This window comes from Ruegeria sp. BB6, assembly GCF_056539385.1.
In genome coordinates, this window is sequence record NZ_JBQFUW010000002.1 from 230655 (window position 1) to 257577 (window position 26923).

General features: G+C 57.5%; 28 protein-coding genes and 1 riboswitch. Of the genes, 10 read left to right on the forward strand and 18 right to left on the reverse strand.

Annotated features, from left to right (window positions below):
• Positions 1–9: 9 nt before the first annotated feature.
• Together gltS and ACR0B7_RS05615 are read right to left on the reverse strand one after the other, a co-directional pair.
• Complete coding sequence (gltS, locus tag ACR0B7_RS05610) at positions 10–1224, reverse strand: sodium/glutamate symporter (protein ID WP_170482599.1); 1215 nt, start codon at positions 1222–1224, stop codon at positions 10–12.
• Between the two features lie 5 nt (positions 1225–1229).
• Entirely contained in the window at positions 1230–1751 is a 522-nt protein-coding gene (locus ACR0B7_RS05615; RefSeq protein ID WP_170569081.1) for a DUF6446 family protein, read from the reverse strand.
• A gap of 91 nt (positions 1752–1842) precedes the next feature.
• Here ACR0B7_RS05615 and ACR0B7_RS05620 point away from each other — a divergent pair, with 91 nt between their 5' ends.
• Complete coding sequence (locus tag ACR0B7_RS05620) at positions 1843–2475, forward strand: MarC family protein (RefSeq protein ID WP_170482605.1); 633 nt, start codon at positions 1843–1845, stop codon at positions 2473–2475.
• A gap of 8 nt (positions 2476–2483) precedes the next feature.
• Here ACR0B7_RS05620 and ACR0B7_RS05625 read toward each other — a convergent pair whose 3' ends face one another.
• The gene (locus ACR0B7_RS05625) at positions 2484–3413 is read right to left on the reverse strand and encodes a glycine--tRNA ligase subunit alpha (protein WP_480681068.1); all 930 of its coding nucleotides are present in this window, start codon (positions 3411–3413) and stop codon (positions 2484–2486) included.
• A 205-nt stretch (positions 3414–3618) separates the two neighbouring features.
• Here ACR0B7_RS05625 and ACR0B7_RS05630 point away from each other — a divergent pair, with 205 nt between their 5' ends.
• Positions 3619–5352: a peptidoglycan-binding protein gene (locus ACR0B7_RS05630; RefSeq protein WP_170482611.1), complete on the forward strand. Its 1734-nt coding sequence runs from the start codon at positions 3619–3621 to the stop codon at positions 5350–5352.
• A gap of 49 nt (positions 5353–5401) precedes the next feature.
• Here the strand turns inward: ACR0B7_RS05630 and ACR0B7_RS05635 are convergent, their stop codons facing one another.
• Entirely contained in the window at positions 5402–6976 is a 1575-nt protein-coding gene (locus ACR0B7_RS05635) for a thiamine pyrophosphate-binding protein (protein ID WP_170569087.1), read from the reverse strand.
• The gene (locus ACR0B7_RS05640; protein WP_170383697.1) at positions 6976–8424 is read right to left on the reverse strand and encodes a TrkH family potassium uptake protein; all 1449 of its coding nucleotides are present in this window, start codon (positions 8422–8424) and stop codon (positions 6976–6978) included. The genes ACR0B7_RS05635 and ACR0B7_RS05640 overlap by 1 nt, the downstream gene beginning before the upstream one ends.
• On the opposite strand from ACR0B7_RS05640, the gene ACR0B7_RS05645 reads away from it, so the two are divergent.
• Positions 8423–9001 (forward strand): hypothetical protein, encoded by a 579-nt coding sequence (locus ACR0B7_RS05645; protein ID WP_480681071.1) that lies wholly within the window; start codon positions 8423–8425, stop codon positions 8999–9001. The two genes, ACR0B7_RS05640 and ACR0B7_RS05645, sit on opposite strands and share 2 nt — an antisense overlap.
• A gap of 513 nt (positions 9002–9514) precedes the next feature.
• Here the strand turns inward: ACR0B7_RS05645 and folE2 are convergent.
• Positions 9515–10618 carry a GTP cyclohydrolase FolE2 gene (gene folE2, locus ACR0B7_RS05650; protein ID WP_170482619.1) on the reverse strand — a complete coding sequence of 368 codons (1104 nt, stop codon included), beginning with the start codon at positions 10616–10618 and terminating at the stop codon, positions 9515–9517.
• Between the two features lie 172 nt (positions 10619–10790).
• Entirely contained in the window at positions 10791–11981 is a 1191-nt protein-coding gene (gene metZ, locus ACR0B7_RS05655; RefSeq protein WP_170482624.1) for an O-succinylhomoserine sulfhydrylase, read from the reverse strand.
• 65 nt (positions 11982–12046) lie between these two features.
• A riboswitch (SAM riboswitch) is annotated at positions 12047–12124 on the reverse strand.
• 244 nt (positions 12125–12368) lie between these two features.
• On the opposite strand from metZ, the gene ACR0B7_RS05660 reads away from it, so the two are divergent.
• Positions 12369–13058, forward strand: coding sequence for a glutathione S-transferase N-terminal domain-containing protein (locus ACR0B7_RS05660; protein WP_170569090.1), 690 nt, complete (start codon positions 12369–12371; stop codon positions 13056–13058).
• Positions 13059–13080: 22 nt separating this feature from the next.
• On the opposite strand, the gene ACR0B7_RS05665 is transcribed toward ACR0B7_RS05660, so the two are convergent.
• Positions 13081–13920 (reverse strand): DUF2189 domain-containing protein, encoded by an 840-nt coding sequence (locus ACR0B7_RS05665; protein WP_170482630.1) that lies wholly within the window; start codon positions 13918–13920, stop codon positions 13081–13083.
• Between the two features lie 127 nt (positions 13921–14047).
• Entirely contained in the window at positions 14048–14437 is a 390-nt protein-coding gene (locus tag ACR0B7_RS05670; protein WP_170482632.1) for an OB-fold nucleic acid binding domain-containing protein, read from the reverse strand.
• Between the two features lie 127 nt (positions 14438–14564).
• On the opposite strand from ACR0B7_RS05670, the gene ACR0B7_RS05675 reads away from it, so the two are divergent.
• Both ACR0B7_RS05675 and ACR0B7_RS05680 read left to right on the forward strand, forming a co-directional pair.
• Positions 14565–14888, forward strand: coding sequence for a 2Fe-2S iron-sulfur cluster-binding protein (locus ACR0B7_RS05675; protein WP_170482635.1), 324 nt, complete (start codon positions 14565–14567; stop codon positions 14886–14888).
• Complete coding sequence (locus ACR0B7_RS05680) at positions 14888–15634, forward strand: FG-GAP repeat domain-containing protein (protein ID WP_480681074.1); 747 nt, start codon at positions 14888–14890, stop codon at positions 15632–15634. The genes ACR0B7_RS05675 and ACR0B7_RS05680 overlap by 1 nt, the downstream gene beginning before the upstream one ends.
• A 102-nt stretch (positions 15635–15736) precedes the next feature.
• On the opposite strand, the gene purD is transcribed toward ACR0B7_RS05680, so the two are convergent.
• Entirely contained in the window at positions 15737–16999 is a 1263-nt protein-coding gene (gene purD / locus ACR0B7_RS05685; RefSeq protein ID WP_170576526.1) for a phosphoribosylamine--glycine ligase, read from the reverse strand.
• Between the two features lie 75 nt (positions 17000–17074).
• On the opposite strand from purD, the gene xseA reads away from it, so the two are divergent.
• On the forward strand, positions 17075–18568 hold the full coding sequence (xseA, locus tag ACR0B7_RS05690) for an exodeoxyribonuclease VII large subunit (RefSeq protein WP_170482639.1): 1494 nt from the start codon (positions 17075–17077) through the stop codon (positions 18566–18568).
• A 7-nt stretch (positions 18569–18575) separates the two neighbouring features.
• Here xseA and ACR0B7_RS05695 read toward each other — a convergent pair whose 3' ends face one another.
• Positions 18576–18947: a hypothetical protein gene (locus ACR0B7_RS05695; RefSeq protein ID WP_480681265.1), complete on the reverse strand. Its 372-nt coding sequence runs from the start codon at positions 18945–18947 to the stop codon at positions 18576–18578.
• A gap of 159 nt (positions 18948–19106) precedes the next feature.
• Here ACR0B7_RS05695 and ACR0B7_RS05700 point away from each other — a divergent pair, with 159 nt between their 5' ends.
• Both ACR0B7_RS05700 and ftsY read left to right on the forward strand, forming a co-directional pair.
• On the forward strand, positions 19107–19742 hold the full coding sequence (locus tag ACR0B7_RS05700) for a lysoplasmalogenase (RefSeq protein WP_170482641.1): 636 nt from the start codon (positions 19107–19109) through the stop codon (positions 19740–19742).
• A gap of 58 nt (positions 19743–19800) precedes the next feature.
• Positions 19801–20943: a signal recognition particle-docking protein FtsY gene (gene ftsY, locus ACR0B7_RS05705; RefSeq protein ID WP_170482644.1), complete on the forward strand. Its 1143-nt coding sequence runs from the start codon at positions 19801–19803 to the stop codon at positions 20941–20943.
• Positions 20944–21100: 157 nt separating this feature from the next.
• On the opposite strand, the gene ACR0B7_RS05710 is transcribed toward ftsY, so the two are convergent.
• The 7 genes from ACR0B7_RS05710 to ACR0B7_RS05740 form a co-directional block, all read right to left on the reverse strand.
• Entirely contained in the window at positions 21101–22243 is a 1143-nt protein-coding gene (locus ACR0B7_RS05710; protein ID WP_170482647.1) for a site-specific integrase, read from the reverse strand.
• Positions 22231–22419 carry a hypothetical protein gene (locus tag ACR0B7_RS05715; RefSeq protein WP_170482650.1) on the reverse strand — a complete coding sequence of 63 codons (189 nt, stop codon included), beginning with the start codon at positions 22417–22419 and terminating at the stop codon, positions 22231–22233. The genes ACR0B7_RS05710 and ACR0B7_RS05715 overlap by 13 nt, the downstream gene beginning before the upstream one ends.
• On the reverse strand, positions 22416–22778 hold the full coding sequence (locus ACR0B7_RS05720; RefSeq protein ID WP_170576527.1) for an ABC transporter permease: 363 nt from the start codon (positions 22776–22778) through the stop codon (positions 22416–22418). Before ACR0B7_RS05720 ends, ACR0B7_RS05715 begins: the two co-directional genes overlap by 4 nt.
• A gap of 257 nt (positions 22779–23035) precedes the next feature.
• The gene (locus tag ACR0B7_RS05725) at positions 23036–24196 is read right to left on the reverse strand and encodes a competence protein CoiA family protein (protein WP_480681078.1); all 1161 of its coding nucleotides are present in this window, start codon (positions 24194–24196) and stop codon (positions 23036–23038) included.
• A 26-nt stretch (positions 24197–24222) separates the two neighbouring features.
• On the reverse strand, positions 24223–24606 hold the full coding sequence (locus ACR0B7_RS05730; RefSeq protein ID WP_480681080.1) for a hypothetical protein: 384 nt from the start codon (positions 24604–24606) through the stop codon (positions 24223–24225).
• A gap of 424 nt (positions 24607–25030) precedes the next feature.
• On the reverse strand, positions 25031–25225 hold the full coding sequence (locus tag ACR0B7_RS05735) for a hypothetical protein (protein WP_170482656.1): 195 nt from the start codon (positions 25223–25225) through the stop codon (positions 25031–25033).
• 51 nt (positions 25226–25276) lie between these two features.
• A complete protein-coding gene (locus ACR0B7_RS05740; protein ID WP_170482658.1) occupies positions 25277–25450 on the reverse strand; it encodes a hypothetical protein in 174 nt (57 codons plus the stop codon).
• 554 nt (positions 25451–26004) lie between these two features.
• On the opposite strand from ACR0B7_RS05740, the gene ACR0B7_RS05745 reads away from it, so the two are divergent.
• On the forward strand, positions 26005–26907 hold the full coding sequence (locus ACR0B7_RS05745) for a DMT family transporter (protein ID WP_170482663.1): 903 nt from the start codon (positions 26005–26007) through the stop codon (positions 26905–26907).
• Positions 26908–26923 lie beyond the last annotated feature (16 nt).

The following is a 26923-nucleotide window of genomic DNA, read 5'->3' on the forward strand; positions in this document are numbered from 1 at the left end:
TGTCGGTCCTTAGAAATTGACGATCGTCTGGATGACGATGGCATTGGCGATATCCACAAAGAAGGCGGATACAAGGGGCAGCACGATAAAGGCAATAGGTGAAGGGCCATATCTCTTGGTCACGGCGGTCATATTTGCAATTGCGGTGGGTGTCGCGCCCAAAGCAAAGCCACCGAACCCGGCTGCCAGAACTGCCGCGCGGTAGTTGCTGCCCATCACCGGGAATAGCACCCAGATCACGAATACAACGGCAAATATGGTCTGCGCGGCCATGATCACAACGATAGCAAGCCCCAGTTCGGCAATGGTCCACAACTGCAAGCTCATGAGCGACATGGCCAGAAACGCGCCCAACGAAAACTCGGAAATCAGCGCGAGCGACGGTGTGCGCGCCACTGGCGGAGCGGATGGGGTCAGTACGGACCGCAGGTTGGCGATGACGATGCCCATGATCAGGCAAGGCACGAATAGCGGAAGCCGCAACCCAGCGGCCGTAATCGCCTCGTTCAGCATGTATCCAAGGACAATCGCGATATTCAGGTAAAGCATCACCCGCATGATCGTCAGATGGTCAATCTTAGAAGCGGCTTCACTCGGGCTTTCCGGCAGCCCAACCGTGTGCTCTTCGCCCGGACGATCCGGTGTCAGCCCCCTCCCCTCGATCAACAAACGCGCGATTGGGCCGCCGACCAATGCCGCAAGAACCAGACCCAAGGTGGCCACTGCTACGCCAAGTTCGGTCGCTCCGGCCAATCCGGTTACAGCGCCCACTTCTGGCGCCCAAGCTATGGCTGTTCCGTGCCCTCCGATCAGAGCGGCCGAGCCGAACAACACGCCAGCTTGCGCTGGATACCCGAATGTCACCGCTCCGACCGCGCCGACGATGTTTTGGGCAATGATCGTCACCAGCGTCAAAACCAAAAGCAAAACCAGCGGCTTGCCGCCTGATATTAAGTCAGAAAACCGAGCATTCAGGCCGATACCCGCGAAAAAAACCACCAACAGGAAATCTCGCGCCGCCAGGTCGAACGTCAACTCGAAACCGAAAACCAGATACAGAAATAAAAAGAAAACCGCCGCCAACAGGCCGCCCGTTACAGGCTCGGGGATATTGAACTGACGCAGGACAGCCGTTCGCGCATTAATCTCAGCACCGATGAGATAGACGGCGAACCCCAGAGTTGCCGTCAGAAAGCTTGGAATTTCCAGCATTTCCTCAGTCATTGCGATCATTCCTGCGGCCTTGGTGGGCACTCCTCGCCCACTACGGTTCCGTCATAGGCCTTTTCCCCGCAGTTGTTCAGCGCGTGCCAGACATATCCTTTGCCGTCTTTGGTAATGGCGACGATGCGATCAACACCGTAGTGAATGTTTTTAACGCCGACAAACGCTTGCGCCTGTCCGGAGTCCAAAGCGTCCGCCACCGCCGCAGCGTCATAGCAATCAAACCAGCGCGGAGCCGTCAGCGGTTCGGGGTTCTCTATCGGTATAAACCCCGCCAAGTCAGTCACCGCCAGATTCGTTTCAAAACACGCACGATAGCGAATTGGCGAGCTGTCAGCGTCTATCGCTTGAAACGCGGAATATGGGATCGCGACGGGTGCCTGGTCTTCTGCGGCCAACAAAGTCACGTCCTCGCCCGCTTTGGGCTCTACGGAATAGTAGAACCCATACACCTGAAGATAGTACATGGCCGCGCCCGCAAGAGCAGCGGACACAAGCAGAAGGATGGCAAGCAGTTTTCCGGTCATAGTTCCCACATCCTGATCACGCGGCCTCTTTCAAACTTGCGAAAAATGCGACAGGTTTCAATCCAGTACAGGTTAAGTTTAGGCATACGGAATGGATCCCACCCTTGCAGCCGGATTTTTCGGCGCGTTGTTCGCGATCATGAACCCGATCACCAACCTGCCCGTCTTTCTGAGCGTGACAGATGGCCTGTCGCCCACCGATCAGAGAAAGGTCGCGACCAAGACCGCGCTTTATTGCCTGATACTGGGTGGAGCGTTCGCCGCGATAGGCAATAAAACCCTTGGTCTTTTCGGCATCAGCGTGGACGACCTGCGCGTCGCGGGCGGACTGGTCGTCCTCATGATCGGGCTGAACATGCTGAGCGGCACCGAAAGCACCACCCATCACGGCACGGAAGGGGAAAAGCAATCCTACCCCGAACCCGACACCGTGGCTTTTTATCCGCTGGCCTTCCCCATTCTCGTTGGCCCCGGCACGATCACGACGCTGATCCTGTACGCTCACCACGTTTCCAAACCAGTTGACGCCATGATCTACTCGGGCGTTTTCCTGGCGGTGCTGTTCTTGCTGTTCATCACCTTCTGGAACGCCTCGGCGCTGGCCAAACGGCTGTCTGCGAATGCGCGTGTGATCATGAGCCGTTTCATGGGCATGATCCTGTCTGCCATTGCCATCGGGATGATCGCAGACGGCCTGAAGGTTCTGTTGCCCGGATTGGCCTGAACGCCCCATCAGCCCCCGAACCCGGCGGCCTCGGTCAATACAAACGCATCGGCGCATTGCTTGGCCAGAGCTCGAACACGACCGATATAGGCTTGACGTTCTGTCACAGAAATCACGCCACGGGCATCCAACAGATTGAACAAGTGGCTGGCCTTTATGCACTGGTCATAGGCCGGGTGCGCCATCACGATACGCTTGCCGGTTTTCGGGTCGTCATGTTCCTGAGCAAGAATGTTGGCGCATTCGGCCTCTGCCTCCTCAAACTGACGCAGCAACACTTCGGTATTGGCAACGTCAAAGTTCCAGCGGGCGTATTCTTCCTCGGTCTGCTTGAAAATATCGCCGTATTTCAACAGGCTGGGGGACTGTGGGTCATTGAACGGCATGTCCATGACATGGTCGATGCCCAGCACATACATGGCCAGACGCTCCAACCCATAGGTCAGCTCGCCCGAGACCGGCGCACAGTCATGTCCGCCGACCTGTTGGAAATAGGTGAACTGGCTGACTTCCATACCGTCACACCAGACTTCCCAGCCCAGACCCCACGCGCCCAAAGTCGGGCTTTCCCAGTCATCCTCGACGAACCGGATGTCATGCAGATCCATGTCGATCCCGATCGCCTCTAGCGACCCCAGATAAAGATCCTGCAGGTCCGGCGGGCTGGGTTTGATCAGCACCTGATACTGATAGTAGTGCTGCAACCGGTTCGGGTTCTCACCGTAACGCCCGTCCGTCGGACGGCGCGAGGGCTGCACATAGGCGGCTGCCCAAGCCTTTGACCCCAACGCGCGCAGAGTGGTCGCCGGGTGGAACGTACCTGCGCCAACCTCCATGTCGTAGGGCTGTAGAATGGCACATCCTTTCGAGGCCCAATAGGTCTGAAGCCGCAGGATTATCTCCTGAAAAGAGCGAGGTGCACTGGACTGTTCGGTCATGACATTCCCTTTGGGCGACGACGCGCCCGGTTCCGATGGGTTTTGCCCTTCCTATGCAAGGGGCAAAGGGGCGTCAACGTCCCAGTGCGCTTTGGCTGTCACTGCACCGCCACACTGGAAATTCCCCGTAATCGGGGCATAGCGTTTAGCCCCTCAAATCGCGTATTCTGACCGAAAGATAAAACACCGCGGACACGGGCAGACAATGACACGCATATTCACTGCAATTCTGTTTCTATTCTTCTTTGGCGTGCGCGCCGTATTTGCCCAACAAGACGCTGGCGTCTGGGTTCAGGTTGAGGCGCAGCCCTCGCTGCGTGAGGCCCAGGAACGGGCGCAGGCTTACGCCAACGTCCTGCCGGATGTAAACGGGTTTCGCCTTAACTCTGGCTGGTATGCCATTGTAATTGGGCCGTATTTGCAAAGTGACGCCGAACAAGTCCTCCGGGTCTATCGCGCCGAAGGGCAGATCCCCGCAGACAGCTATATCGCATTCTCAAATTCCCTTGAGCAGCAGTTCTGGCCCGTCGGAGTCAATATTCTGGATCGCGGGGTCGTGACCCCTCCGGTCGAGTCTGCGCCCGAGCAGCCTGTAACCGGGCTGACGCCGCAAGTATCTGATGAAAGCCGCGCGCAAGCCCTTCAAAGTGAACGCTTGTTGACTTCTCAGGACCGAAAAGACCTGCAAACTGCACTGCAGGCTGCGGGGTTCTACAACTCGACAATCGATGGCGCATTTGGTCCCGGCACCCGCCGGTCCATGAGCGATTGGCAGCGTTTCAACGGCTATGATGCAACGGGCGTGCTAACCACTGCTCAGCGGCAAGCATTGATAGACGACTTCAATGCCCCCCTGATCAGCGTTGGAATGAAGCGCTATTCTGACCCGCAAGCCGGGATTGTTTTGGACTTGCCGCTGAGCGCGGTTGCATTTGACCGGTATGAGGCTCCATTCGTTCATTTCAACGGCACGTCAAGTTTGGATGCCAAAGTATTGCTGATCAGTCAGAACGGAAGCAAAGCCACACTGCGCGCACTTTACGAAGTCATGCAATCACTTGAGATTGTTCCCTTGGATGGCCCAAGGCAGTTGCGCGGGGATAGCTTTACGCTTGAAGGGCGCGGCAACGGCGTTGTCTCCTATACCGAAGCGCAATTGAAAGACGGGGCGATCAAGGGCTTTACGCTCGTCTGGCCCGACGGGGACGAGGCGCGCCGCGCGCGCGTACTTGCGGCTATGAAGGCCAGCTTCGCCACAAACAGCGCGGTTCTGGACCCCGCAGTTGGTGAAAACGCAGGGCAACGCATCGACCTTGTATCTGGGTTGCAGGTCCGTAAGCCACGCCTCTCTCGATCTGGGTTCTTTGCCGATGCCAAGGGTACAGTTCTTACGGTCGCCGAAGCGGTCGACAGTTGCGCACGCGTGACACTGGACGGCGATCAAGAGCTGCAAGTCGCCTGGACCGACATCGATCTCGGCGTTACGGTCCTACGCCCCAAAGTCGATCTGGCCCCTCTCAGTATTGCGGAATTCCGGGCGGGCACCCCTAGAATACAATCCGAAGTCGCGGTTTCCGGGTTCTCATACGAAGGCGCGTTGGGTGCGCCCACGTTGACATATGGCCAGATTGCCGACGTGCGCGGCCTGAACGGTGAAGAAGGCATAAAGCGCCTTGCATTGGCCGCTCAACCCGGCGACGCAGGCGGTCCGGTATTTGATGACAGCGGCCAAGTCGTTGGCATGCTGTTGCCAACTCCGTCCGAGGGACGCACGCTGCCCGCGTCGGTCAGCCTGGCCGCATCCGCGGATCGGCTGAATGAGGTTTTGGGCAAAGCCGGACTATCAGGCCAATCTGGTCAGGCAACAACACAAGTCACTCCCAACGAACTGAACCGCCGGGCAAATGGAATGACCGTGTTGGTTCATTGCTGGGACTAACCACACCTGCAAAAAACTCAGCGCCGCTTTTGCAAGCGGCGTTGTCGCTCTAAAGTATGTCTGGCGTGACCCGGATCAAAGTTGGGACGGGTGCGTCAAAAGCCGCGCGAACAGCATCCTGCAAATCTTCAAGATTTGACGGGGTCGCCGACAAAGCGCCGTAGGCTTGTGCCAGTTGGCAGAAATCAGGGTTGTGCGCAACGACGGCATTGGGTGCGATCTGACTGCGTATCATGCTGTCTTCGATCTCTTTTAATTTGCCATTGTCCCAAAGAATTATGGGCAGTGACAGTCCAAGTTCAACCGCCGCCCCCAGTTCCATCATTGTGTACTGAAACCCATAGTCCCCCGCGATCACAGCCGTTGGCTTTCCACGGCGGGCAACCGCGCCGCCGATCCCCGCCGGCAACGCATAACCCAGCGTGCCGAAACCCGTCGGGTGATGCCAATGGTAAGGATACGCCATGTCCCAAACTTCTTTGGCGACGTAGGCAAACTGGGTCATGTCCGAATAAATCATCGTGTCCGAGGGCATCGCCGCGCGCAGCGCGTCTATCACTGGAACGATACCCGGACGTTCGGCATCCACTTCGGCGCGCCAGCGGGCCCGCGCCTCGACCACTTCCTCAGCAGTCCAGCCCGTGGCAGGTTTCACGTGATCAACAGAGGCCCAAAGTGAATGCGCAAAACTCTCACCATCCGCTTGCAGCTTTACGGCTGCGCGATGGTGATCAGACAGCACCTTAGGATCGATATCCACCCGCACAAGGTTCGCTGTATGTCCTAGCCGATCTCGCCACAAATCGACCTCGCCAAGCTCGGCCCCGACCGCGATCACGAGATCGGCCGAGGCAATAATATCTGCGCTTCCCGGGCGCGTAAGCGCAGCGCCGAAATCCAGCGCATAGTCCAGCCCTGCCATACCGCGGCCAGCAAATGTCGTGAAACAAGCGGCACCCAACTGCGTCAAAATCTGCCGCCAGAGGTTTGATCGTGTCCCGCCACCCAAGATGAAAAGTGGCCGACGCGCGATATTGAGCATCGACAGAACCGACGCAACATCCGGCGGGAGAGCCTTTGTCCGCAGCCCCGACTGATTGGGAAAAGGCGCTGGGTCGGCCTCGGCTTCAAGCTGGGCTATCGGAACCTGAATGTGCTTGGGGCGAGGACGAGCCAGCTCGAACTCCTCGAATGCGCGCTCGATAAGCCCGTAGGCCGCCTGAGCGGTATTGGCTTGATGAGACCAGTCCGCCACCGTTTCAGCCGCAGCACGTTGGTCTTTCATCTGATGCAACTGGCCATGCAACGCCTGCGTTTCATCCAGACAGGACGAAATCACCAACATCGGAACCGAGTCCGTGAACCCCTGCCCCATCGGTGTCATGACATTGCACAAACCTGGTCCCGTAATCACATATGCCACTCCGGGCTTGCCCGTCGCGCGCGCATACCCGTCGGCCATAAAGCCAGCACCCTGCTCGTGCCGCGCCAAGACATGCGTTATGCCTGCCTCCTCGATGCCGCGGTACATCTCTTGGTTATGAACGCCGGGAATACCAAAGATAACATCGACACCACGGTCCTTGAGCATGTGGGAAATCTGAGCGCCAAGGGGTCTTTTCATCAACTTCTCCAGAATTGCGCCGTGAACAGGGCGTAGACAGCCAGCAGTTCCAGACGCCCGACCAACATTCCGATCGACAGCAGCCATTTCGCCGTATCACTTAGCCCCGAAAAATTCCCGGCGGGTCCGATCTGATCTCCGAGACCGGGGCCGACATTGGCCAGAGCGGTCGCAGCGCCTGAGACTGACGTGATAAAGTCCAAACCCGTCAACGCCAATGCCCAGGCCAAAACGCCCATCGACAGAACGAAGAACATGAAAAAGCTCATGACCGAGGTCAGGACATCCGTACCGATGGGACGCCCGCCGTAGAGAGGCATAAACACGCCGTGCGGTGATCGTATTCGGCGTATCTGCGTCTTTATTGATGCAAACAAAAGTTGATAGCGGAACACTTTGATCGAACATGCGGTCGATCCCGCGCAGCCACCGATCAGACCGATCAGAAAGAACACCATGACCGGAAAGCTACCCCATGTCATGTAATCGACGCTGGCATAGCCCGTGCCTGAAATGATCGACGTGATGTTAAACAGGGATTCCCGGAATGCCTGCTCCCAGTGGCGCGGGAAAACTGACAGTAGAAACACCGTCATGACAACGACGAGCACCAAAATGGTCGCAAGGAAAGCTCGGATCTGGCTGTCCTGCCACAAGGAACTGGTATTTCCGTTTGCAAGCTGCACATACCGAACGAAAGGCAGCGCGGCCAAGATCATAAACACCGATGCGGCGTATTCCGTCGGCCCGGAAAACGTGGCGAACGAGCCGTCGTAGTTTGAAAAACCACCTGTTGCGATCGTCGTCATCGCGTGGACAACGGCGTCAAAAAAGCTCATGCCGAATCCGGCGTACACAAGAACACAGACAAATGTCAGGAAGACATAGATCAGGGAAATCTGACCCGCGATCTCTTGCGCGCGCGGTAGAATTTTGCCCATCGTCTCAAAACCTTCCGAGCGGAAGATCTGCATGCCCCCGACCCGGAGTTCGGGCAGGAACACCATAGCGACAACGATGATCCCAATGCCGCCCAGCCACTGAAGGACACCGCGCCACAACAGTAAGCCCTGCGGCAGGTCATCCAATCCCGAAATCACGGTGGAACCTGTCGTGGTCAGCCCGGACATTGCTTCAAAATAGGCGTCCACAAAACGCAGTTCGGTTTCGCCGAACAAAAACGGTATCGCTCCAAAGAACGGGAGGGCGACCCAAACTCCGGTGGTGAGCAAAAAGGTCTGCCGAATGGTCAGCCCCTCGCCCACTCCGTTCGAGCAGCTCATGGCCAGAACCACGCCGGTCAGGATGGTTATGACACCGCTTTCAAGAAAAACCGGCCATTCGCCGCGACCTTCGATCAGGTCCGCAAGCAGCGGCAGCACCATGGTCGCCCCAAGAATGGCGACCAACAGGCCAATCACATATCCAACCGGGCGCATATCCGTCATGAGGCGCAGCGTTGGCGCGCCTGCACGACGGTGTCAAGCTATAGTCCGGTTTTACTTATCCGTTTTGCGAACCGGGGCAGGCATTGCCGGCGGCTTGGACGGAGACCTTGTACGCCGAACGGGAGCCGCAGGTTTTGGTGTTTCATCCTTTTTTGCGACTGTTTTGGTCGCTGCTTTGGGTTTTGCGGCACTTGCAGCCTTGGGCGCAACAGGCTTGGCCAAAGTGGGTGCTGCCTTAGCTTTGGTCGCGGCGGGCTTTGGTGCCGCTTTTTTCGGCGCTGCCTTGGCAACCGCAGGCGTCGCCTCGGCAGTCGCTGCAGGCTTGGTTTTTGCGGGTGCTGCTTTGGGCGCGGCAGGCTTTGGCGTTGTGGTCCGGCCCGCTCGTGTTGCTGGTTTGGGTGCTGGCGCTTTGGCGGTTGCAGGTTTGGCCGCTGGGCGTTTAGCGGCAGGTTTTGCGGCTGCGCTTGCCGGCTTTGCCTTGGCTGGCGTTGTTTTCGGCGCTGTCGGTGCAGCCGATTCGGGTTTCGGCTTGGCTGATGCGTTTGCCGTCACGACGGGCTTCGGTTTTGCGACCTGAACAGTCTTGGTTTTCGCGGCACGGACCGCAGGTTTGGCTTTTGGCTTGGGCTTCGCCTTCGGCTTTGCCGGTGCCGGAACCGACGACGACGCGTGCAGGGCATGCACCGAGGCAAAGGGCAAGTCCATCGCTGAACGCGCCAAAATTTGCATTATTTTCATCTGGTTACTAACCGCATAGCCAGCCATACGAATGGCAGCAGCCTGAAATTCCAGCGGTTGGGAAATCGGGTTCATAGGTAGTCTCTCCTCTGAAAAATATGCAGCTTACGAAAGAGAAAACCGCCCTGTCCGACCCGATTTCTCAGGCGGAATGAATTATTTTGCAGGCTAGGGCGTCGCACGTCTCAGCTTCCTTTGGAGTGGCAACGGCCTCTAAAAAGCGGAACATGCCACGGCTGCATTACGCACGAGTGTAGCTTGAAACACCGTGCGTTCGCAGCATTTTTTGCTGCACTGCGGCAGAAACCCGCCTCCAAACAGATTCTGAGACTTTTTTAACTCACCGCGAAGGTCACCCGACGTGGAAAAGGGTCGTGAACAACCGCGGGTCCAAGCTGGCTGCCACGAACGTCGGACCTTCGGTCAGGACTGACACAGCGTCGTGGCTGTGCAGACTTTCCTGATGGCTGGCAACAACGCGGAAGTCACCGACGTGATGATCCGCCAACAACTCGGCGCAGAATAACCGGGCCGCATCTTCGACAAAAATCGGATTGGCCGCGTTAAGCTCTGCGAATGCCTGCTCGTCTTCGCGCTTGACCATCACCTGAGTTTCAGTCGGAACTGCACGGCGGCACAGTTCGATCAGGTCTTCAAACCACAGGCAGTCTGCGTCGCAATCCACGACAACAGAAATCCGCGCGACCGAGCGCTGCGAGTGCGGCGTCGCCAGTTGTCCGCGCGTGGACCGAGCGTGCTCGCTCAGTTCCAGAGAACAGGGACAGGTCGAGGAATAGACGTAATCCAAGTGCATGATCTTCTGGCGCACGCCATTCTGCTCAACCAGTTCCAGCGCGATGTCGTAATACTGATAACCTTCAAGACCGGACCGCAGGCTTTTCACCTTGTCGGGATACGAGAACCGCATCTGAATCCGTGCATCAAAGCTGTCCAGATCAGTCATATAGTCGTCCAGCGCGGCCTCCATGACCTCAAAGCTGAACGTGCGCTCGGCATGTTTGTAGAAAGAGCGCATGATCCGGGACATGTTGATGCCCTTCTTCTCAGCATCAAGGCTGACCGTGCCGGTGACCGACGTCTCAAGTGTCAGGTCTTGGCCCTGTTTGCGGTGAAATCGGATCGGCAGGCGGAAGTTCGAGATACCGACATGCTGAATCTGCTGCTTCGCGCCACGGATCAGGCTGGACGGGCCGTTTTGAAGATCGGGCAGCGTGGCGCGATACTCGGGGTCAACCTTGAAATCCTCGGGGTATTCCCGAGACAGTGAGGGATAGTTCACCGGCACCAACCCCGGCACAAGACGCGCGATAGCGGGATCGAGCTGGCTGATCTCTGTCTCGGTCGCGGATTCCGCCCATTTGCGCAACACTTTCAGCGCGGCCGCAGCCTCGTCATGGTCGGGTGCATCGTTAATGTCGCGGGGGTGCACGTTCATCAGAGAGGGCTCCTCGGGTTGGTCGCCGGACTATATACAGCTTTGGCGTGTTTTCCAGTGTAACCGTATACGCACCAAAACGCAGCCCGGATCGATTTTCTGTGCAGGAAACAGGGTTTGCCCCCTGCACACTTATACGACATAGCGCAGGATATCAGCCCAGCAGCCCGCCTTATCGCTGAGAAACGTCCAATGCTTGCTTGATATCGGCAAGCAGGTCGCCTGCATCCTCAAGCCCGACTGAAAAGCGGATCAGGCCCGGTGTGATCCCCAACTCATCCTTTTGCGCATCGCTCAGGCGCTGATGGGTTGTCGTTGCAGGATGGGTTGCAATCGACTTTGCATCACCAAGGTTGTTGGAAATCACCGGGATCGCCATCGCGTTAAGGAAGGCAAACGCTGCCTCTTTCCCGCCCTTGATGTCCAGCGACAGAACAGTGCCGCCCTTGCCACCCAGTTGGGACTGAACCAAAGCGTTCTGCGCGTGCGTTTTAAGGCCAGGGTACAATGTGCGTTCTAGCGCGGGATGCCCTTCCAGCGCCTCGGCAATGATCTGCGCGGACTCGGCCTGCGCGTTGACCCGCAGAGCCATCGTTTCCAGACCTTTCAGCATTACCCACGCGTTGAACGGGCTGAGCGCGCCTCCGGTGTGTTTCAGATACGGCTCCACGGTTCCGCGAATAAAGTCCTTGGTCCCGATGATGACGCCGCCAAGCGCCCGCCCCTGCCCGTCGATATGCTTTGTCGCAGAATAAACCACCACATCCGCGCCCTGCTGGATCGCACGCGAGAAGACCGGGGTCGAAAAGACGTTATCAACGACGACGGTCGCGCCCACAGCGTGAGCGAGCTTGGCCACCGACGCGATGTCGATCACTTCGAGCGTCGGATTCGACATGGACTCGAAAAACACGGCCTTTGTGTCGGGACGGATCGCGGCCTTCCAAGCATCCAGGTCAGTGCCGTCGACAAAGGTTACCTCAACGCCAAAGCGGGTCAGGATGTTCTCAAGGATATAGAGACAGGAGCCAAACAGCGCCTTGGCCGAAACCACATGATCCCCGGCCTTCAACATCGACGTCAGCGCCGCGTTTACCGCAGCCATGCCAGAGGCGGTGGCAAATGCGTCTTCACCACCCTCAAGCGCGGCGATGCGCTGTTCAAACATGGATACGGTCGGATTGCCGTAGCGGGCATAAATGAACTCATCCGGGCCGGTTTCGATGAACCGCGCCTCGGCCTGTTCAGCGTTTTCATACACGAAGCCCTGCGTCAGAAATATCGCCTCGGACACTTCATTATATTGGCTGCGACGAATGCCGCCGTGGACGGCTTGGGTGCGTTTGTTCCAGCTCTCGCTCATGTCATTCCTCTCGGCCCTTGTCTGGCAAGGGCATCAAAAAAACCCCAGACGCGGTCAAGCGAAAGGGGCCTTTCATCCTGACCTTTTAGCGGTGTTGTTTAGCGTGGCCCGCAATCCGGTAACAAATCGCCACGTATTGCGTTGCGCATACGCCTCAGTTGCCAGCACGTCAACCCTGACGGGCGCGACGTCACGGTTCTGAAACTTTCCCTGCGCCGATGTGTCATAGCGTTGCGGCTAAACCGCACCACAACATCTTGCGCGATAACAAGCAGACGCGAATAGTCGGGTTCGACGCGGTGACGCTGCAACTTGCACTGCCCGACCACAAGAACTGTTGCCCTTCGTTCAGAAAGCCTCATGATCCTATCAACCTGAGGAGACATCATGATCGATCTGTATTTCTGGCCCACGCCAAATGGCTGGAAGGTATCCATCGCGCTGGAAGAGATGGACCTGCCATACACAACTCATCTGATCAATATCGGCAAGGGCGACCAATTCGACCCCGAGTTTCTGAAGATCGCTCCGAACAACCGAATGCCCGCAATTGTCGACCCGGACGGACCGGATGGCCAGCCAATCTCGGTTTTTGAAAGCGGTGCGATCCTGATGTATCTGGCCCGAAAGACCGGTCGGTTCTACGGAACCACCGAACGCGACCGTGTCGCGGTTGAGGAATGGCTGATGTGGCAGATGGGTGGCGTCGGACCAATGGCGGGTCAAGCGCATCATTTCCTGAAATACGCCCCTCAAATGGATCCACCGCAGGATCTGCCCTACGCGAAAGATCGTTACCGCACCGAGGTTGGGCGTCTGTACGCAGTGCTCGATCGTCGACTGGCTGAGAACGAGTTTGTTGCAGGTGATTTCTATTCCATCGCCGACATGTCGATTTGGGGATGGGCCAGCCTCTGGGAAGGACAACAGCAGGTGTTGGAAGATAAGCCGCACTTCACGCGCTGGCTTGAGACTGTCAGCGCACGTCCGGGCGTTCAGGCCGGGCGCGCTCTACATGCCGAATTGCGCGGTGACCACAGAAGCAAGCAGTCACAAGAGGTTTTGTTCAAGCGGTAAGCCAACCGAAGTCATCATTTGTTCATGGCTGTGGCGCGTCAGAACGCCCCTCTGCTGGTGAAACCGCACGTCGATAGAGATGCCACGTTGTGTGCCCAAGAATCGGAAGGGTGAACACCAGACCCAGAAACGCCGGAGCCATCGATAATAGCATAGTGACCGAGATGATTGCCGCCCAGCCCAGCATGACGACCGGGTTCTCTGTCACAACGCGAATGGAGGTCAGCATGGCGGACACAAAATTTGTCTCTCGATCAAGCAGCATGGGCATGGCAACAACCGTTACCGAGAACAGAACCCCAGACAAAAAGGCACCGACGCAAGTGCCAATGGCAAGAAAGGTCCATCCCTGCGGTGTGTAGAACACGACGTTTAAAAACCCTTCAAAATCCGAAAAGGAAGCATTCTGCAGGGTAATCGCCAGCCAAAGCCGTACCTGATAAATCCACACCCAGAAAATGAACAGGGTCACAAAGGCCATCCAGCCCATTTCACGCTTGCGCTGGTTGGCCATCACGCCGAGGATTTCAGACCAGCCGAAACTCTTGCCCTCCTGCAACCGGCGGGACATTTCATAGAGCCCGGCAGCCGCGAAAGGTGCAATCAGCGGAAAGCCTACGGCGGCAGGAATGATCATCCAGATTTTGCCAAGCCAAACCAGGCACCAAACAAATAAAAGCCCGAAAACCGCATAAAACAGGCCGAAGAATCCGCTCATAAAGGGGCGCGCTAGAAAATCGGAAAACCCCGCCTTCAGCGCCTCGGTGATATCCTCCGCTGTGATCTTGTTGACCTTGGGCATATCCTGCTGCTGCGGCGTCAGGTTGTCGGGTGGCGTGGAACCCTCGGTTTTGGTTGGCATGGCACGTTCCTCCCAAAGCGTGACGCCGCGCTGGTCCGCTTGCCAATCGACTTGGCGGCGAAACAGGCGTCCTCCGCACAAAAGTTTGCATCAGGCAAGGCGTGTGGGCAAGGCGGGAATATGGCCTCTAAGAGCGATGAGCACGTGCCTCCTCCCCCCGCACCAGCACATCCAGCATGCCCGAAATATCCTCAATCTCTTCCGCGATCACATGGGTCACCGAATGCGCCCGCTGCATCCGCCCCGTGACACGTAGCAACCGCCCCGAGATCACGGCGCGGCGAAAGCGTTCGTAGATCGCACGCCAGACCACCACGTTCACGATACCGGTCTCATCCTCAAGCGTCAGAAAGATCACCCCCTTGGCCGTCCCCGGCCTCTGCCGCAGGATCACCAGCCCGGCGACAGCAACCCGTGCGCCTTCGGGCGGGTCGTCCAACCGTTTGGCTGGAAGACAGGCAGGCGGGCGCGGCCAGTCTCGGTTTGAAACCGTGGGGCGAACAGGGGCAACAAGCATAAGAACAAAAATAGAACATACGGCTGGAAAGTCCAGACACGGCACGTCGAGTCGCAAATGAGGCTGGTCAGACCTAAATGCCTTCACTAAGGAAGAATTCGACAATCGAAAAAGGAAGACGCACGCAATGGCAAAGATCACCTATGTCGAGCATGGCGGTACCGAGCATACAGTCGAGGTCGCCAACGGACTGACCGTCATGGAAGGGGCTCGTGACAACAACATCCCCGGCATCGAGGCCGATTGCGGCGGCGCCTGCGCCTGTTCGACCTGCCACGTCTATATCCACCCCGACTGGGTCGAGAAGGTTCCAGCCAAGGACGACATGGAAGAGGACATGTTGGACTTTGCCTTTGAACCCGACCCTGCCCGCTCACGCCTGACCTGCCAAATCAAGGTCACGGATGCGCTGGACGGTCTGGTCGTGCAGATGCCCGAAAAGCAGATCTGATGCAGCCCAAAGCGCCGCGCCTGCCCGCTCGCCTGTGGCAAAGCGGGACTCGCGGCGCGCTGCTGGCGTCGAGCCTGTGGCTAATGGGTGCAGCGACCGACGCGATCGCAAACACGATAACGGCTGCCCACTTTACCGAACCGACAACGCGGTATCCACACGGTGTTCTGGGGGACAACGTAGAATACGGTGCGCTAGAGCTCATGGTTGACGGTGAAATATTAACCGTCTCCCTGCCGCTGGACCGCGTGTTTGAAGACCTTGCTCCCAGATTGGTGGACATTGATCTGGACGGCGCTCTCGAAGTGATGGTCGTCGAGTCACAGAATCAAACCGGCGCTCAGCTTGCGGTCTACAACGCGCTCGGCGAAAAAATCGCCGCCACACCCCATATCGGCACCCGTTTCCGCTGGCTCGCCCCAATCGGCGCAGCCGATCTGGACGGCGACGGCTATATCGAAATCGCCTATATCGACCGCCCCCATCTGGCCAAAACACTACGCATCGGGCGCTTCAAAGATGGCGCGCTCACCGAAATCGCATCACTCCCCGGCCTGACGAACCACAAGATCGGAGAGGATTTCATTTCTGGCGGTATCCGCGATTGCGACAACGGCCCCGAAATAATCGTCACCAGCGCCGACTGGAGCAGAATTATCAGCGTCACTTACAAAAACGGCTGGCACATGACCAACATCGGCCCCCTTAGAAAACGCAACGACCTGACGAAGGCGCTCACCTGCTGATCCGCCCTTCATCTGGCTAAAAATATCTCGGGGAGCCGCCATTGGCGGCGGGGCAGCGCCCCTCGACCTAACAATCAAGTCGGGCGCAGCCCGGCAATTTGACTACAACGCCCGCCAGCCGATATCACGGCGGAAAAATCCGCCGGGCCAGTCAATCCCGTCCACCATCTCATAGGCCCGGTCGCGGGCGTCCTGCAGTGTCTCGCCCCGTGTAGTCACATTCAACACCCGACCACCCGTCGCCAGAATTTGCCCATCCTCAGCTTTGGTCCCCGCATGAAAAACCATGTTCTTACTATCTTCAGGCAGCGCGTCCAAGCCGTTGATCACACTTCCCTTTTCATAAGACCCCGGATACCCGTTTGCCGCCATCACGACGGTGATCGCATGATCATCCGCCCAATTCACGCGCGCCTCTGCCAACCGCCCCTCGGCCGCAGCGTGCATGAGGTCCATTACCTGTGCTCCCAGGCGCATCATCAGCACCTGACACTCCGGGTCCCCAAAGCGCACGTTATATTCCACCAGCCTCGGTTTCCCGTCCTTGATCATCAGGCCCGCATAAAGCACACCCTGAAACGGAGTTCCGCGACGCTTCATCTCATCCATCGTCGGGCGCACGATTTCATCCATCGCGCGCGCCTCGATCTCGGCGCTTAGAACGGGTGCCGGAGAATACGCCCCCATTCCGCCTGTATTCGGGCCAGTATCACCTTCGCCAACGCGTTTGTGATCCTGCGCCGTGCCAACCGACAGGATGTTCTCACCGTCACAAAGCACAAACAGAGAAGCCTCCTCGCCCTCCATGAACTCTTCGATGACAACCTCAGCGCCTGCCCCGCCAAAAGCCCCACCGAACATATCATCGATCGCCTCCAGCGCGGTTTGCTCATCCATCGCGACGATCACGCCCTTTCCGGCGGCCAGACCATCGGCCTTGACCACAATCGGAGCGCCCTGCTCGCGGATATAGGCCTTGGCAGGATCGGCCTCGGTAAACCGCGCATAAGCCGCCGTCGGAGCCCTAGCGGCATCGCAAATCTCTTTGGTAAAGCTCTTGGACGCTTCCAGCCGTGCCGCCTCAGCCGAGGGACCAAAGACCAGAACGCCTGCCTCTCGCAACCGATCCGCGACACCGGCAGCCAGAGGCGCCTCGGGACCGACGATGACGAAATCAATCGCGTTTTCCTCGGCAAAGCTAACAACCGCGCCGCCGTTTTCGATATCCAACGCCGCACAGTTCGCAATCTGTGCGATTCCTGCATTCCCCGGAGCCACGATCAGTCGATCACATTTTGGGTTCTGCATCACCGCCCAGGCCAGGCTGTGCTCACGCCCCCCGCTTCCGAGAATAAGGATGTTCATAACTGCTCTCCGATCTGCTTGGCCTCGCCTGCCGCGCGTTCTAAGCTGGGCAGGCATTTGACACAAGGCGCTGAAATGTCCGACCTGCTTGACGACCCCATTCCCGGCCAAAACACCCCCGAATACACCGTTTCGGACATCTCAGGAGAGGTAAAGCGCACGCTGGAAGGCGCATTTGGCCGAATCCGTGTGCGCGGCGAGGTCGGGCGCGTTTTCAAGGCGCGCTCAGGCCATCTGTATTACGACATCAAGGATGACCGGAACGTGCTGGCCTGCACCACGTGGAAAGGCCAGATCTCGGGCTTGTCCGTGGTGCCGGAAGAAGGGCTTGAGGTCGTTGTCACCGGCCGCCTGACCGCATTCGGCGCGCAGTCGAAATACAACCTGAACGTCGATGAGGTCGCCGTCGCCGGGCAAGGCGCACTGATGGCGCTGCTGGAAAAACGCAAGAAACAACTTGAGGCCGAAGGGCTGTTCGCGCCCGAACGCAAGAAGCCCCTGCCCTACCTGCCGCAGATCATCGGCGTCGTGACATCCCCGTCTGGCGCGGTGATCCGCGATATCCTGCACCGCCTGCGCGACCGGTTCCCGCGCAAAGTGCTGATCTGGCCCGTCGCCGTGCAAGGATCAAACTGCGCGCCCGAGGTCGCCAATGCGATCAACGGTTTCAACCAACTGACGCCCGGAGGGGCCCTGCCGCGCCCCGACCTGATCATCGTCGCTCGCGGCGGTGGCTCGATCGAAGACCTTTGGGGCTTCAACGAAGAAGCCGTCGCACGAGCGGCAGCGGCGTCAGACATCCCGCTGATCTCGGCCGTGGGGCACGAATCCGATACAACACTGATCGACTTCGTCTCGGACCGACGCGCGCCCACTCCGACTGCTGCTGCCGAACTAGCGGTTCCCGTGCGTATGGAGCTGCTGGCCTGGACCGGCGAGCAAGGTGCGCGCTTGTCCCGTTCCGCCAGTGACGCGGTTCAACGCCGCGCCCAGCGTTTGCGCGACCTGTCACGCGCCTTGCCACGCCCGGACACTTTGTTGAACACCCCGCGCCAACGCCTTGATCTTGTTGCGGATAGGCTGGCCCCAGCGCTTGGCCGCAGTGTTCAGAACCGCCGTTTGCGTGTCGTGGAAATCTCGGCCCATCTGCGCCCCTCAACCCTGCGCAATCTGGTGGCAACGCGGCAAGAGGCTGTTCGTAACCTGTCCTCCCGGCTGTCCCTGCGGCCGATCCAACGCGAAATCGAAACACAGCGAAACAACGTCGCGCGACTGGCTGAACGCCTGACCAGCGCTCAGACCGCAAGGCTTGACCGGATGCGCCAGAATCTTGAGGCGACAGACCGGCTGCGCGAAACACTCAGCTACAAAGCGACGCTGGAAAGAGGCTATGCGGTGGTGCGCGCAGAAGGACATGTCCTGACGACAAAAGAACAGGCTGGACAGCACTCAGAATTCGAGATCGAGTTCGCGGATGGCACACTAAACACAAGTCAGGCAAACCCGTCGCGCTCCCCGCAAAAGAAGATTCCGACCAAGGACACGCCGGACCAAGGGTCACTGTTTTGACAGGGTGCTAAACGCCGACATCCGGACCGTAACAGACCATTTCTTCGTCGATCTCATCGGCCTCGTACAGCTCGGTTCGGTCCGGATTCCCCTCGAACTGAGCGATCAAACCGCTACTCGATTCCGTGAACAGCCAGCATTGCGGGTCCAGACGATCCTCATAGAGAAAACAAATTTGGCCACTTTGTTCGTACCAGACACCTTCCTTGCAGTCCCCGTCCAGAAAAGACCATATAACTCTGCGGTTTGGCAGGTAACGCTCAACCCCATAAATCTGCCCTTGAAACCCGTAGAACAGTGTTTTCCCACGGGTGTATGCGTCAAATTCCGAACCCGAAAGACCAGGTTCCGCGCCCACAACCGGACCGGACATTGCCATAAGAATCGCGATAGACCTCAGCATAAGATCATTTTGGCAGATGTGATGCAGCAACGCCAACTCTGCGCGCAACGCCATGTTTACCCAACGTAACCGGTTGAGCTATTGCCGGTTTCACGGCGACGCTGCTCAAAAACCAAAACACGGGGGAGCCACCAAATGACCGCCTTGTTCCTGATCGCCGCAGCTTGTGCGCTGGCCTATTTGCCTATGACGCCAAAACCCGCAAGTGGGCTGAGGTCTGTCCTGAAAACGCTATCGGTCGCATTCCTTGCAGTTATTGCAGCACTACAGGGTGCGCCCCTTCTGCTGATCGCAGCCCTGTCCTTCTGTGCCGTCGGTGATGCGTTGCTGTCCCGGGACTCCGATGCCACCTTCATGGCCGGTATAGGCGCCTTTGCTGCCGGGCATCTGGCCTATATCGCATTGTTTTTGTCCCATCCATCCGGTGAAACGGCTCTTATCTTCGAAAAGCCCGGCTTCTTCTGGTCCTTGATCATCTTGGGCGTCGTGGCCGCAACCTTGCTCGCCCCGCGCGCCGGAGAGTTAAAGGTGCCGGTCTTGGGATATATCCCAATTATCCTCGGCATGGGTCTGGCAGTACTGGCGGTGCCCGAGATCGGCCCTTTGCGTTGGGCATTGCCCGCAGCGATGGCCTTTATCGCGTCGGACCTGATCCTGGCGACGGAAAAGTTCCTACTGCCCCAAAATCATCCAAGCCTCCGCTTCACCCCTTACATGGTGTGGATATTGTATTGGGGCGCTCAGGCTGGGTTGCTGACTGCCTTTCTGTGACCCTTTGCAACTGGTTCAAATCCGCATTAGGTGAGAGGAACATCTGCGGAGACCAAAAATGGCGTTTTTCTCAAAGCTCAAGGACAAGCTGTTCAAATCCTCGTCCCGCCTCGAACAGGGGCTGGAAGCCATCGTCGAAGATGGCGGCGAAGAAACGACGGCCCCTGATCCAGTCATCCCCGAGCCGGAACCTCAGCCAGAACCCGTACCGGAGGTTCCGCAGCCGCAGCCTGAACCCCAGCCCGTCGAAGCCCCTGAGCCGGCCCCGGTCGATCCAATGCCAGCCCCCCCGCCGCCAGAGGCAGCTCCGTCCAAAGGTGTTCTGGCGCGCATGTTCAACCGGAACGAGGCCAAAACCGCAGTTCGCCGCACACTTGACGACGACATGCTGGAGCAACTCGAAGAACTGCTGATCGCCTCGGACATGGGCGTGGACACCGCCCTGCGCGTCACCTCGAACATGGCCGAAGGGCGTTTTGGCCGCAAACTTTCAACCCAAGAGATCAAGCAGCTTCTGGCACAGGAAGTCTCGCGCGTGATGGAACCTGTCGCCAAACCGCTGCCGATCTACCCCAAGCGCCCCCAGGTTGTGCTTGTGGTCGGCGTGAACGGATCCGGCAAGACCACAACAATCGGCAAACTCGCAAGCCAGTTCAAAGCAGCAGGCAAAAAGGTCGTGATTGCTGCGGGCGATACGTTCCGGGCAGCCGCTGTCGAACAGCTTCAGGTCTGGGGCGAACGCGCCGGGGTGCCGGTCCTTACCGCTCCCGAAGGATCTGACCCCGCCTCTCTCGCTTTTGACGCCCTCACACGCGCGCAAGAGGACGGAGCAGACCTGTTGATGATCGACACCGCTGGCCGCCTGCAAAACCGCGCCGACTTGATGCAGGAACTCGCCAAAATCGTGCGCGTCATCCGCAAAGTCGACGAGACCGCTCCGCACAACACCCTTTTGGTGCTGGACGCGACCACCGGGCAAAATGCGCTCAGCCAGGTCGAAACGTTCCGCAAGCTGGCCGATGTCTCGGGCCTTGTAATGACCAAACTGGATGGCACGGCCAAGGGCGGCGTCCTGGTGGCGCTCGCGGACAAGTTTGGCCTACCGATCCACGCGATCGGTGTCGGGGAACAGATAGACGACCTCGCCCCCTTCGACCCTGAAGAATTCGCCGCCGCGCTCACGGGTCTTGACCAAAGCTGATCCGCACCTTCATCTGGCCTAAAAATATCCTCGGGGGGTGTGGGGGGCAGACAGACCCCCAAAACAGTTCACCCGGCTCATCTGGTGGTGTCCATACCGCACTTCTGGTGTATCCGAAACACCCGAAGCATGTATCCGAAACACCCCGCGCACCCGGTCAGCCCTCCCCGCGCCCTCCCAGGAGGGACTGCAGACCATGTGACGCCCGGGCGAGGTCGTCGTCATAGACGTCAACATATTCGTCTTGAGTGAAGGCCACCGAGTGATGGCCCAGCATGGCCGAGACGAGTTTTGGTTGGGTGCCTGACGAAATCATGGCCGAGGCCACGAAATGGCGCAGCCCGTGCAACGGGGACGCTTTGGGCAGCCCCAGCCGGTTTCGGACCCGCCGCGCCCGGTTGGTCAGGGTGTCCAGTCGCAGGGGCGTCCCGTCGGGTTCAGGGAATAGCAACCCGTGTTCCTCCCAGACCGGCCCCGCCTTCAACTTCAACACCTTGAGCGCGGTCAACTGGTTTCGGAACAGTTCTTCCAAGTCGGGCGTCAGGGGCAAGGACCGCTGCGAATTGGCCGTCTTGGGCGGGTATATGACTCCGTCCCGGCCCAACGAACCGTTGACCGTGAACAACCGGCGATCAAAGTCGACATCCTGTATCCGCAGCGCCCCGACCTCTGACCGGCGCAGACCTGTCATGGCGATGGCCCGAACAACCATCCCGATGCCTGCCGCATCCAGCCCCTCTAGGTATCGGACCACGTCGTCGGGTTTGAACGGTGGTTTGCGTTTCCGAGGTGGCGCTTTTGGGTATCGCGCTGCCTTGACCACGTCGAAAGTGACGAGTCGGTGACGAATGGCGGTCTGGACCACACCCGAGACGATGGACCGAACCTGACCCAGGGTTTTGTGCGAGTACGGTCGGCCACTGGGCGTCCCCCGTCCGGCCAGCAACTCGGAATAGAGGTGTTCCACGTCCGAGGGCTGGAGGTCGCCCAACTCGATATCGCCAATCACGTTCTTGATGGCTTGGCCCTTGTGCCGATACCGGGCGCTGGTTTCGGGCCGATGTTCGCCGCTCGTCAACTGGTAGTCCAACCAGTCGTCCACCGCCTTGGACACCGTGGCCCGACTTGGTGTGACCCCGGCCTGTTGTTGGACGTCCCACTCCACTTTTTGGGCTTGGGCCTCTCGTTTGGTGGCGAATGTTTTGCTTTTGCGCTGCCGGATTCCGTTCCGGTCGCGCCATTCAAAAAAGACCCGGTACCTTACGGTGCCGAGCCTTGTGACCTTGGTTATGGAAGCCATATCGTGGCCCCCAGCGCCTTATTTGCCTTTTTCAAACCCCTTCGGGCCTTATCCAGAGCCAGCAGACATTCGGCGTCCACTTCATTACGCATCTGGTTGCCAATCGCTGTTTCAATATCGGTTAGCAGTTGGCGTGTCCGCTCGGACAGGTCGTGGGTTTCGTCCCGGATGTTCATTTTTCGGCCCCCTTCGCCGCTTCTCGTTGTCTGTATGTTGCCGCCTGACCTTTGCAGGAGGTCGAGCAGTATTTGGCCTCTGGCCGCTGTGGGAAAAACGGGTGTCCGCAATGGTCGCACCACTCGACCGGTCGCCGCGTCCTGATGGCTTCCAACAGGTCCAACACCATCTGCCCAGACGGGTAGTCGGCGTGAAGCCTGACGCCCCCGGGCAACGTGCCTTCGGCGCAGTCAAAGTGGACGGACAAGACCCCGGCTTTGATCAGGTCTGTGATAATCCGACCCAAATCCGCAGCCAGACGATCCCACAGGATCGCGTTGAAGTTGGATGGACCGGAGGTTCGGGGCTTGTGCCTCAACAACCCGGTCACGTTTAGGAGTATGGAGATACCGATCTAAAACCCAAGGGTTGGATATTGGTTTATTGGACACCGGGGCTATTTCTTGTTGGCTTTGATCAACAATAAACTATGCATCCTGCGTCTAAGCTCTGGACCAATAAATCCGAAATCTGCTCACTGGTGGTAAAGCGGACGCTCAGGCAGACTGCAGAAAACGGCTGCAGTGAGCCCGCAGTGGACGCACAAAAATTTCTGAAACGCGCGAGTTTTTATCTTTAGTCTTCCACTACATCCGTCTCCTCGTTAGTCCTCCACCAATCAGGCCGCCACTCAAAGTCGGCTGGATTTGAACTCCAGTCCATCCTACTTCGTTCCAAGTATCGACGGCTTCTCTCAAAGCGACGACGGGCCTCCGCTTCATCGTCTACGGGCACATAGTACTTGCAGTCGTGCGCTGCATTGATGTCAGTTTCGATACCTTGTTCAAAGCAGAAGATTTCCTTCTCGTACTTGCCCAAACCGCCTTTGCGACAAAGTAGGCAAGACAGCACTTTAATGTCTTTCTCAAACCGGGCTTCGACGCTGTTTTCAAAGTAGATGTCCACGTAATCCCAAGGCGCTATATGGCCGTCCGACCCAAGAAACTTAAAGAGCTTTGTGGCGCTCCATGATTTCATTCTTCGAAGTTCTTCGAACGTAGCCGTTTTTACGATTGTTTTGCCGCTCGCGTACGCAACAAATGCAGTTCCAGTCGCGCTACAGGCTTTCTTGCACAGAACGTCCTTTGGTTCGATGTCCCTAAGCCCGTAGGTTTTGGTGGAACCTTTATTGAGTGAGATGCCTTTTTTTAGTCGGCTAATATCAGCTTTATCAGACACCTCGACTTCTATAATCCGAAAACCACTCTTTATCTTCTCTTCTTCACAGCCGTGAGAGACCTTTATTTCCAAAAAGAGTACATCATCGTGCCTACTACTCGACAGCAGAACATCCGGTATGAAATCGGCATGACGCGTTTCCAGTGCAACTTTATCGAATGCACGTGTGACGTCCCATTTTTCGATCCCGCTATGTTGTCGACAGACATGCCCAAACTCCATTTTATTTCGGTTGCAAACATACGGGCGCTTGAACTCGATGTTGTAAGGTCTCCCGGCCGCCATAGCGTCCCGGATTGTTTCGTATAGTTGGGTCTTTGCTAGAAAGTGCAGGTAGGTTTCGTCTGTACAAGCAGGTGTTCGCGGACCGAAATGCTTAAAGTGATGCGCTCGAACTTTGCCCTTGTGGGGTACCATTTCACTGCCACATTCGATGCACTTAAACGGACCAAACGCGTATCTGTCGTTTGGATCAACTTCGCCGATTTCGACTATTGTGCCGGATGCACCCACGGCGAACAGCGTGCCCGGACTTGTCACTGGTGAACTGGGTATCATAAAGCAAGTTCAACTTCGAAAAATCGTCAGGGCGATACGTATATCGCGCGCCCTGAAACCGTTTGTTCATCATACGGAACGGCGATGTTTCCGCTCATTACAAAACCACCGACCTGAGACCCCGGCTGCCCTATGATTATCCCGTTTGCACCAACAGCGGCAGCTTGCTTTTTCAGTTCGTCCACCGCGTAGTCGACGGATCGCTGATCCGTCCATCCGTTAGCGCTGCTGGCGTTTACCAAGGCAATAACCTCGAAAGGAGTTTCCGGTGGCACGACATAAATCTGTATCTGATTTGCGTCGGTTGCTGGCCGTTGTTTGCCGGTGACTACGGCGGTTCCTTCGGCGCAACCAGCGATGGCCAAAAACGCTAGTATTCCAAACGCACTCTTTATTTTGGTCATATTCATTAAACTTTTCCTATGCTTTTGCGGGTCTCATTCGTCTAACGAACTGGCCTCTTCCATTAAGAAGTATCACCGTATGAGGTCACATATATTGTTGCACTTACTCAATAACTTTGTCTTTTGCGCCAAAGTTTTGTGATTGTCGGTCAGACACGCCCGAATCTTCACCGATAGCGCCTGACGAACGCGAATAGAAATTTGAAAACTCAACCTTGCCGCGGCTGCATTGACAGGCAGCAAAGTCCGCAACTCGTTCGTCGAAGCGCCTCGCATCGAACGGCTGTTTTAATGCAAGTTTTTCGATTCCGGGACAGTCAATTCGCGTTGTCGGGTCACGGGAAGCTATTTTGGGGCGCTCTCGGGTATTAATATAGCCTGAAAATCCGTCAGACCCGTCCCGATCCCCTCCGGTTGGCTTCCTTGGGTATCAGACGGTGTCGTCCCAGTGGTAGGGGAGTTCCGATTCACGGGGCAACACATCCGGCGCGGTCACTCCGTGCTTGGTCAGCCACTCGCGGATGGTGGTCCACTCGTCCTGTAGGCTCGGCTTCGAGCGCCATTCCTGCAGTTGTTCGAGTTTGCATTTGAGGTCAAAGGGGATAGTTCGGGGCCACTCGGTCATGGCTCATGTTCTACTTTTGTTCTAACTCAGGTCAAGTCACATTTTCGCGGATTACCCGAGTGCAAAATCCAGGATCACACACCCTATCGCGAACACGCATAGAAACAACGGACCCCAAGGAAAGGTCGCCTTGGGGGTCACTTGGATGTTGATTGTGATGTTGGGTTCATGGGCATCGGTTTCGGGCGTGTCCTTGGACCCGGGGAACTGGACTACGTTGGTCATGCCGCCAATGGGGTTAGGGACATAAGATAATACGTCTGTTGTGTTGGAAAGGATCACATCAACATAACTCCTGCGGCCAGTTGGTCTTCGGAAAGCTATTTTGGCACCAAATAACAAACGGTTGACCTATTTTCGCATGACCATTCCTTCCAACCCACTATTTCTGGCCTTGATGCTGCTGATTTGTTGGTGGGTTGAGTTTGTTCACGAGGGGGTACGCAGCAGCATCAGGGGGCGCACACTGCCGACTTCCCCCGAAACTCGGTGGTGTGTCGCCCCCATCCCGCGTGTCAATCTTCCTACTGAAATCGGTGGCTGTTATTTTGGGGTGCGGTCGCGACGAGTGGTTCCCAACGCCAAGCGCGCGGCTAGCGTGAAAACCCTCGGGGTTCCGGCCTACATTTGCTATGGCCATCCTCGGCACTCCGGGGGTTTTCAGACCCTCCCACGGCCCACCCGACCTTGTGTTCCGTTCAAGCGGGCTTTAACAAGCCGGGTATCGTTGGGGGGCAGACAGCCCCCCACCCTCTCCTCCCAACACAAAGATCCAAAACTTGAGCGACTGGCTGATCTCACTCGAAGGCACCGAAGCAGGCCACCAGCTCGCGCTGGGACTGGCTTTGATGGCGGCGTTCCTGCACGCGGTTTTCGGAGCGTTGCAAAAGGGCCGGCACGATCCTTGGCTGTCCCGCGGAGCTATCGACGCGTGCTACTGTCTGATGGCCGCGCCTTTTGCCTTTTTCGTGGTGCCGTGGCCAGAACCCTATATGTGGCCCATTTTCGCCGTCGTTTGGCTGATTCACATCATCTACAAAACACTACAGGCGATGGCCTATACCAAGGGCTCCTACACCGTCGTCTATCCGGTCGTCCGCGGAACTGGCCCACTATTCACCGTTATCGGAGCCTACCTTCTGTTCCGCGAGACCTTTACCGGCATCCAATGGCTGGGTGTCGCGGTGCTGCTGGCAGGAATATTTGGACTGGCAGCCTATAACTTCCGCTTTCTCGAAACCAACCGCGAAACGCTTGGGATCGCCCTGACGCTGGCAATCGCTACCGGATTGTTCGTAGCGCTTTACACAACGTACGACGCTTATGGCATACGCGCGACCGCCGACCCTTTCACCTTTTTGGCTTGGTTCTTCATGATCGACGGCGCCACCATGCCCTTTTATGCCTTCCTAAGATGGCGTGCGATGCCCCACCGGCCAGCGCTCGGTCCGTTGATGCTGCGTGGTTTGGCTGGCGGCATAATTGCCCCGCTGTCTTTTGGCGCCATCATGTTGGCCACAAGGCTGGACAAAGTCGGAGAGGCCGCCGTTCTTCGCGAAACCTCAACTGTATTCGCCGCCCTGATCGGCTGGCTTGTTCTCAAAGAAACCGTCGGACCAAGGCGGATCGCTTTAATGGCATTGATTGCATTGGGCGCCGTAATAGTTGAAATGGGCGGGTAAGCAGCAGGAAGCCGAC